At 72.3% G+C, this 7535-nt stretch carries 7 protein-coding genes; 2 read left to right on the top strand and 5 right to left on the bottom strand.

All coding sequences use genetic code 11. From position 1 onward, the window contains the following. The first annotated feature begins 616 nt into the window (after window positions 1-616). Window positions 617-1621 carry a tryptophan--tRNA ligase gene (trpS, locus tag DEJ51_RS18820; RefSeq protein WP_150258641.1) on the top strand — a complete coding sequence of 335 codons (1005 nt, stop codon included), beginning with the start codon at window positions 617-619 and terminating at the stop codon, window positions 1619-1621. 49 nt (window positions 1622-1670) lie between these two features. Here the strand turns inward: trpS and proC are convergent, their stop codons facing one another. The 5 genes from proC to DEJ51_RS18795 form a co-directional block, all read right to left on the bottom strand. Further along, on the bottom strand, window positions 1671-2480 hold the full coding sequence (gene proC / locus DEJ51_RS18815) for a pyrroline-5-carboxylate reductase (RefSeq protein WP_030733141.1): 810 nt from the start codon (window positions 2478-2480) through the stop codon (window positions 1671-1673). 115 nt (window positions 2481-2595) lie between these two features. Continuing rightward, window positions 2596-3333, bottom strand: coding sequence for an ABC transporter permease (locus tag DEJ51_RS18810; RefSeq protein WP_150258640.1), 738 nt, complete (start codon window positions 3331-3333; stop codon window positions 2596-2598). Continuing rightward, the gene (locus DEJ51_RS18805; protein ID WP_150258639.1) at window positions 3330-4154 is read right to left on the bottom strand and encodes an ABC transporter ATP-binding protein; all 825 of its coding nucleotides are present in this window, start codon (window positions 4152-4154) and stop codon (window positions 3330-3332) included. Before DEJ51_RS18805 ends, DEJ51_RS18810 begins: the two co-directional genes overlap by 4 nt. Before the next feature lie 89 nt (window positions 4155-4243). Further along, window positions 4244-4774, bottom strand: coding sequence for a hypothetical protein (locus tag DEJ51_RS18800; protein WP_411757329.1), 531 nt, complete (start codon window positions 4772-4774; stop codon window positions 4244-4246). A gap of 187 nt (window positions 4775-4961) precedes the next feature. Then, entirely contained in the window at window positions 4962-5261 is a 300-nt protein-coding gene (locus DEJ51_RS18795) for a peptidase (RefSeq protein ID WP_150258638.1), read from the bottom strand. Between the two features lie 105 nt (window positions 5262-5366). Between DEJ51_RS18795 and DEJ51_RS18790 the strand changes: the two genes are divergently transcribed. Then, complete coding sequence (locus tag DEJ51_RS18790) at window positions 5367-7526, top strand: serine/threonine-protein kinase (protein ID WP_223835868.1); 2160 nt, start codon at window positions 5367-5369, stop codon at window positions 7524-7526. Window positions 7527-7535 lie beyond the last annotated feature (9 nt).

The raw sequence follows: 7535 nt of genomic DNA, 5'->3' as shown, positions 1-7535 counted from the left end.
TCGTGTCCGACTTCCTCGGCGCTTTCCAGGTTTTCGCTTTCGCGTTTCCCTTTCCGGCGGTTCCGACTCTATCAGATCCTTTCGGGCCTGACCCCCGGTCAGCGGGGTTTGTCTTCCGGGCTGTTGGGCCCTTTCGACGAGTGAGACAGTAGCGGATTCCTCGCCCCCGAACCTAATCGGCGGCTGCGTCCTGGAACGCGGATTCCTCATTCGCAAATACGCATGAAAACGAGACGACGGAATGCGCCGTTCGTTCGAATGTGTAGTGCGGGATGGCCGTCCGGGGACCGACCGGGGTCGGCGCTCACTTCGGACAACTCGAAGAACTTTACGGACCGGGCACACCTGTGTCAACCCCTGGCCGACCCGCCCCGCGGGATCCGCGAAACTCCCGCCGGGCGCGGCTCCCCCGGTCTACGCTGGGTCCATGACTACGCATGCGCTCACGCCCAGCCTTCGCTGGTGGGCCGCCTGACGGCGGCCGACCCTCCACACGAGCACGCATGCGCTCACGGCCGCCGCTTCGGCGGCCGTTTCTGTTTCTCCCCTCCCGGGAGTGGCTCGGTCGCCCGGCGCGGTGGCCGCCGACACCACTCACACACAGGGAGAACAGGACATGACGACGACGCGGATCTTCAGCGGGATCAAGCCCACCGGACACCTGACGCTGGGCAACTACCTGGGGGCCGTACGGCAGTGGGTCGCCGCCGATCTGACACCCGAGTCCGCCCTGTTCTGCGTCGTCGATCTGCACGCGCTGACCGTCGAGCACGAGCCCGCGCGCGTACGGAGGCTGAGCCGGCAGGCGGCGACGCTCCTGCTGGCCGCCGGGCTGGATCCGCAGCGGTGCACGCTCTTCGTGCAGAGCCACGTCGACGAGCACACGCGCCTGGCGTACCTCCTGGAGTGCACCGCCACCGACGGGGAGCTGCGGCGCATGATCCAGTACAAGGAGAAGGCGGCGAAGGCGCAGGTCTCCGGGGAGGGCGTACGGCTGTCGCTGCTCACCTATCCCGTACTGATGGCGGCCGACATCCTGGCGTACGGCGCGCAGGAGGTGCCCGTCGGGGAGGACCAGCGGCAGCACGTCGAGCTGACCCGGGATCTGGCGGTGCGGTTCAACCAGCGGTACGGGCACACCTTCACCGTCCCGAAGGCCACGCTGCCGGAGGTGGCCGCGCGGGTGATGGACCTGCAGGACCCGACGTCGAAGATGGGGAAGTCGCATGAGAGCGGGGCGGGGATCGTCTATCTGCTCGACGAGCCCGGGGTCGTGCGCAAGAAGGTGATGCGGGCGGTCACCGACAGCGGGGACGACGGGGTGGTCTACGACCGGGAGGCCCGGCCGGGGGTCGCGAATCTGCTGGACATCCTGGCGGCGTGTGCCGGGGGTGATCCGGCCGTGCTCGCCGAGGGGTACAGCGGCTACGGGGCGCTGAAGCGGGACGTCGCCGACGCGGTGGTCGAGGTGCTGCGGCCCGTACAGGAGCGGCATGCGGAGCTGGCCGGTGATCCGGCGCAGGTGGAGAAGGTGCTGCGGGAGGGTGCCGGGCGGGCCAGGGAGCTGGCGCGGCCGGTGGTGGACCGGGCGTACCGGGCCATCGGGCTGCTGGAGCCGTGACGGGTGGGGGTCCCGCGTGCCGCGGGACCCCTTGCCGTTTCGGGGTGGCTCAGCTGTTGCCGGAGGCGAGCTCGCGGCTGCGGTCGCGGGCCGCTTCGAGGGCGGCGATGAGGGCGGCGCGTACGCCGTGCTTCTCCAGCTCGACGATGGCGTTGATGGTCGTGCCGGCCGGGGAGGTGACGGCCTCGCGGAGCTTGACGGGGTGTTCGCCGCTGTCGCGGAGCATGACGGCGGCACCGATGGCGGCCTGGACGATCAGGTCGTGGGCCTGGGCGCGGGGCAGCCCGAGGAGGATGCCGGCGTCGGTCATGGCTTCGACGAGGAAGTAGAAGTAGGCGGGTCCGGAGCCGGAGAGGGCGGTGGCCGCGTCCTGCTGGGACTCCGGGACGCGCAGGGTCTTGCCGACGCTGCCGAAGATCTCCTCGGTGTGGGCGAGGTGTGCCGCGGTGGCGTGGCTGCCGGCGGAGATGACGGACATGGCCTCGTCGACGAGGGCGGGGGTGTTCGTCATGACGCGGACGACGGGGGTGCCGGGGCTGAGCCGTTCCTCGAAGAAGGCCGTGGGAACGCCGGCGGCCCCGCTGATGACCAGGCGGTCGGCGGGGACGTGCGGGGCGAGCTCGTCGAGGAGCTTGGCCATGTCCTGGGGCTTGACGGTGAGGATGAGGGTGTCGGCGCGCTTGGCGGCCTCGGCGTTGGTGACGGCCTCGACCCCGTAGCGGGTGCGCAGTTCCTCGGCCCGTTCGGCGCGGCGGGCGGTGACGAGCAGCTTCGAGGCGGGCCAGCCGCCGCGGATCATTCCGCTGAGCAGGGCCTCGCCGATCTTGCCGGTACCGAGGACTGCGACTGTCTGGGTCATGCCCGATCCACCTCGCCGAACTGTGCTTGCGCGTGAGCTACGTATACGTCCTCATCCTTGCACCCGGGCGGGGAGGGGGGCGGTGCTGTCCGCAGTGCGGTCAGGCCCGTAGGAGTCAAGGAGTCCGGCGGCGGAGGGTGACCGCGCCGAGGGCGAGGACGAGCAGGGCGCAGGCGGCGACGACGGTGGCGTCGCGGACGAAGTCGGTGGTCATGTCGGTGTGGGTGAGGACCTGGGTCATGCCGTCGACGGCGTAGGACATGGGCAGCACGTCGGAGAGGCCTTCGAGGACGGGGTGCATGGTGTCGCGGGCGGCGAAGAGTCCGCAGAGGAGGAGCTGGGGGAAGATCACGGCCGGCATGAACTGGACGGCCTGGAACTCGGAGGCGGCGAAGGCGGAGACGAAGAGTCCGAGTGCGGTGCCGAGGAGGGCGTCGAGGAGGGCTACGAGGAGGAGCAGCCAGGGGGATCCGACGACGTCGAGGCCGAGGGCCCAGACGGCGAGGCCGGTGGCGAGGACGGACTGGACGACGGCGACGGCGCCGAAGGCGAGGGCGTAGCCGGCGATGAGGTCGCCCTTGCCCAGGGGCATGGCGAGGAGGCGTTCCAGGGTTCCGGAGGTGCGTTCGCGGAGTGTGGCGATGGAGGTCACCAGGAACATGGTGATGAGGGGGAAGATCCCGAGGAGTGAGGCGCCGATGCCGTCGAACGTCTCGGGGCTGCCGTCGAAGACGAAGCGCAGCAGGGTGAGCATCAGTACGGGGACCAGGAGCATCAGCGCGATGGAGCGCGGGTCGTGGCGGAGCTGGCGCAGGACGCGGGCGGCGGTGGCGGTGGTGCGGGCGGCGTTCATCGGGTCTGCTCCCGGATGGCGGTGACGTTGGAGGCGGCGGCGTTGGCGTCGGCGTTGGCTTCGTCGACGAGGCGCAGGAAGCCCGCTTCGACGGTGGTGGCGTGGGTTCGGGTGCGCAGTGCGTCGGGGGTGTCCTGGGCGAGGATGCGGCCCTCGCGCATGAGGAGCAGGTCGTGGCAGCGTTCGGCCTCGTCCATGACGTGGGAGGAGACGAGGATCGTCGCGCCGCGGGCGGCGGTGATGTCGTGGAAGAGTTTCCACAGGTCGCGGCGCAGGACGGGGTCGAGGCCGACGGTGGGTTCGTCGAGGACCAGGAGCTCGGGGGTGCCGAGCAGGGCGACGGCGAGGGAGACGCGGCTGCGCTGGCCGCCGGAGAGGTTGCCGGCGAGGGCGCCGGCGCGGCTGGTGAGGTCGACGTCGGTGATGGCGCGGGTGACGGCGGCGGCTCGGCGGTCGGCGGCGGCGCGGCCGGGGTCGAGGACGGCGGCGAAGTAGTCGAGGTTCTGCCGGACGGTGAGGTCGTCGTAGACGCTGGGGGCCTGGGTGACGTAGCCGATGCGGGAGCGGAGCCGGGGGTGGCCGGCGGGGTGGCCGAGGACGTCGAGGGTGCCGGTGACGTGGGCCTGGGTGCCGACGATGGCGCGCATGAGGGTGGATTTTCCGCAGCCGGAGGGGCCGAGGAGGCCGGTGATGCGGCCGCGGGGGACGTCGAAGGCGATGGAGTCGAGGACGGTGCGGGGGGTGCGGCCGGTGCCGCGCCGGACGGTGAGGTCATGGGCGTGGACGGCGGCCGGGGCTTCCTCGGCCTGGTTATTCATCATGTGATGAATAATGCTCCTGGCGGTGCCGGGACGTCAATCTCCGGGAGGGACGCGGGGGTGGACGGGCTCGTGGCCGCCGCCCCGCGGGACTACTTCTTGCGCTTGGGCCGTCGGGCGGCCGGGTTGCCCGTACGGGTGCTGCGGCGGCGGGCGTATTCGGCCCGGGCGCTCTCGTACTCCGCGCGGCGGAGCTTCTCGCCCGGCGCCTCTCCGAGGCAGCGCAGGAAGTACGCGATCAGGGAGCCGATGAAACCGATCGCCTTCAGGCCCTTGAGGGCGGCCTCGTCGGAGGACGGGGCCGGGCGGCGGCTGTAGGAGGCCCAGGTCCTGGTGAAGGCGATGGAGCTGGCGATCGCGAAGAGGACGACGACCGAGATGCTGAGGAAGGGGCCGACGTTGCCGATCTCCAGGCCCTCGTAGGCGAAGCGCAGCATCAGCGCGGAGGCGACGGCGGTGGCCAGCGAGCCGATGGCGAGGCCGACCCGGCGCAGGGCGTAGCCGCCGTCGTGCTCGACCCAGGTGGTGCCGAAGAACGGGATCGGCTCGGGCTGCGGGCCGGCGGGCACCGCGGCCTGTGCAGCCGGCTCGGCGGGGGTCTTGTCTCGCTGGTCGTCGCTCACATCAGCGATTATCCCTCGCCGGGCCGGTCGGGCCCGGTGTGTCTCACGTGTCAGACGTGTCAGACGTGTCGGGTCGGGGCGGGTGCGAGGGATACCCCTGCCCCCGCTCCAGACCTCGCCCCCCGGGCGGTCCGACGCGGTGTGTGAACCCGGAGGGGTGCGGGCCTACGGGGTCGCCCGTGAAAGGTCAGCAGCGCGTGGCCACGTAGCCGTCGCTGCCCGTCCTGACGTAGGCGTCCGAGACGAACTGGCCGTTGCCGATGCAGTCCCAGATGTCGGTCGTGCCGTACGGACCGGAGACCGTCGTACCGGCGCCCTGGCAGCGGATCGAGACGTACGAGTCGTACGGCAGGACCTTGACGATGGAGTAGCTGGTGCCCGGACCGCTGCGGACGTTCACCCGGTATCCGGGAGCGACCGGGAAGGTCTGGAAACCGGACCCCGCGGCGAGGCTCTGGGCCTGACCGGACTCACTCTTTTCGGACATGCGAAAACTCCCCCCTGAGTGTTGCTCTGCGCAACTCGCGCAGGGTAGCAGGACCTTGGAGATTCCGAGGTGCCATCGACTAGGCTCCGGCGGGGGTGGTCAGCGGTGCAGTCGCTGCACAGGGATCGGGCGGGCTTTCCGGAGTACGCCGGACAGTACCGGCTGGAATCCGTCCTGGGTTCGGGCGGTATGGGCGTCGTCCACCTCGCCACCTCCGCCTCGGGGCTGAAACTCGCCGTCAAGATCGTGCATCCCGAACACGCGGTGGATCCCGAGTTCCGGGCCCGGTTCCGGCAGGAGGTCGCCGCGGCGCGCCTGGTGAGCGGGGCGTTCACCGCGCCCGTGGTCGACGCGGATCCGGACGCCGAACGGCCCTGGATGGCGACCTTGTTCATCGACGCGCCGACGCTCGCCGAGCGGGTGCGCGAGCGGGTGCTCGAACCGGCCGAACTGGCCCGGCTCGGCGCCGGACTGGCGGAGGCGCTGCGGGACATCCACCGGGCCGGTGTGGTGCACCGGGATCTGAAACCGAGCAACGTGCTGATGGCGCCCGACGGGGTGCGGGTCATCGACTTCGGGATCTCCCGGCCGACCGACAGCGACCTGCGGACGGAGACCGGAAAGCTGATCGGGACACCGCCCTTCATGGCGCCCGAGCAGTTCCAGCGGCCCAGGGAAGTGGGTCCCGCGGCGGACGTGTTCGCGATGGGCGCCGTACTCGTGCACGCGGCGACGGGGCGGGGGCCGTTCGACTCGGACAGCCCCTACCTGGTGGCGTATCAGGTCGTCCACAACGACCCCGATCTGACCGGTCTGCCGACGGCCCTGGTACCGGTCGTCGAATCCTGCCTCGCGAAGGACCCCGCCGACCGCCCGACACCCGACACCCTGATCAGTGACCTGCGTGCGCTGGCCTACCCGACGTCGGAGGACACCCGGGCCTTCATCCCCCGGCCGCGCGAGCCCGACCGGCTGGAGGAGGCCACCCACCGGCGGGACCGGATCGCCGCCGGCCGGCCCGCTCCCGCCGCGCCCGCCCCGCGGCGGCGGCGGCCGTCGCGGCTGGCCCTGTCGGTCGGCGGCGCCTTGCTGCTGACGGGCGGGGCGCTCGGCGGCTACCTCGCGTACGGGACGGACGCGGACCCGGCCGGGCACTCCACCGTGCGCGCCGAGGCCACCGGGCCGCGCCCCGGGGCGGGGGCCGGCCCGCCCTGGGCGGTACCCGTGGGCGAAGGGGACCGGGGCAATCCCGTTCCGGCCTGCTCGTGGTCCGCCGGGGCCCTCTACTGCTCGGGGCCCGGGCTGGCGGCCGCCCGGCTCGACCCCGCCGACGGCTCGGTGGTCTGGTCCGTGCACGGAGCGGCCCCCGCCTCCCGGATGACCCCGAATCCGACCCCGCTGCACGCCGCGGGGCTGGTGTTCGCGGTGGACGGCGACGGGACCGTCCTGCAGGCCCTGGACCCGGCGACGGGGGCGCAGCGGTGGAAGCGGACCCTGTCGGCGGGTGGGCGGGTGGTTCCCGTGGGGAGTCTGCTGCTCGTCACCGGCCCGGACGGGAAGGCAGCCATGCTCGACGCTGCCACCGGCAGCACGCGCTGGGAGCAGCGCATCGGCGGAACCGGCTCGGCGTGGCTCGCCGGACCGGACCAGCCCGGCGGCGCCGACCTGTACCTCTGCTCGCAGGGAGCGGACGGGAAGTCGACGCAGGTTTCCGCCGTCTCCTCCGCGAACGGCTCGGTGCGCTGGCAGGTCCGCGGTGCGGCGCTGCTGGAACCGGTCGGCGCGACGGCCGGCGCGCTCTACCTGCTGGAGGGCGACACACGGTCCGCGTCCGGCGCCGTGACCAGGGCGGTCGTACGGGTGGACCTCGCGACGCGGGCCGTCCACCGGATCCCCCTGTCGGCACCGTTGCTGGAGGCCCAGGCCACGGTCGGCCCCGAGGGCCGGGTGTACGTCTTCGGTACGTCGGGCGCCCTGGCCGCGGTGGGGGCGGAGCGTGAGGAATGGCGGCTGGAGACGGGCGTGGCCGTGGGCTCGCGGCCGGTGGTCCACGAGGGCAGGATCCATGTGGCCTCGTCGGACGGACGGGTGCTGGCCGTCGACGGCGGGGGCCGGCTCCTGGGCCAGACGAAGCCCAGGCTGCGGGGTGAGCAGGGCTACACCTCCACCCTGCCGGCGCCCGTGGTCGGCGGCGGGCGGCTGTTCGCCGGTGCGCCCGACGGGACGGTGTTCGCGGTGGGGGCGGGGGATCCGGGCGGGTGGTGAAACGGCGGC

The sequence above is a fragment of the Streptomyces venezuelae genome (assembly GCF_008642275.1).
Taxonomy (GTDB): Bacteria; Actinomycetota; Actinomycetes; order Streptomycetales; family Streptomycetaceae; genus Streptomyces; species Streptomyces venezuelae_E.
This window is presented reverse-complemented; position numbering and strand designations above follow the sequence as displayed.

What these genes read in the sequence shown, in the direction of transcription:
- trpS (WP_150258641.1), top strand. Translation starts at nt 617, where the DNA reads ATGACGACGACGCGGATCTTCAGCGGGATCAAGCCCACCGGACACCTG.
- proC (WP_030733141.1), bottom strand. Translation starts at nt 2,480, where the DNA reads ATGACCCAGACAGTCGCAGTCCTCGGTACCGGCAAGATCGGCGAGGCC.
- DEJ51_RS18810 (WP_150258640.1), bottom strand. Translation starts at nt 3,333, where the DNA reads ATGAACGCCGCCCGCACCACCGCCACCGCCGCCCGCGTCCTGCGCCAG.
- DEJ51_RS18805 (WP_150258639.1), bottom strand. Translation starts at nt 4,154, where the DNA reads ATGATGAATAACCAGGCCGAGGAAGCCCCGGCCGCCGTCCACGCCCAT.
- DEJ51_RS18795 (WP_150258638.1), bottom strand. Translation starts at nt 5,261, where the DNA reads ATGTCCGAAAAGAGTGAGTCCGGTCAGGCCCAGAGCCTCGCCGCGGGG.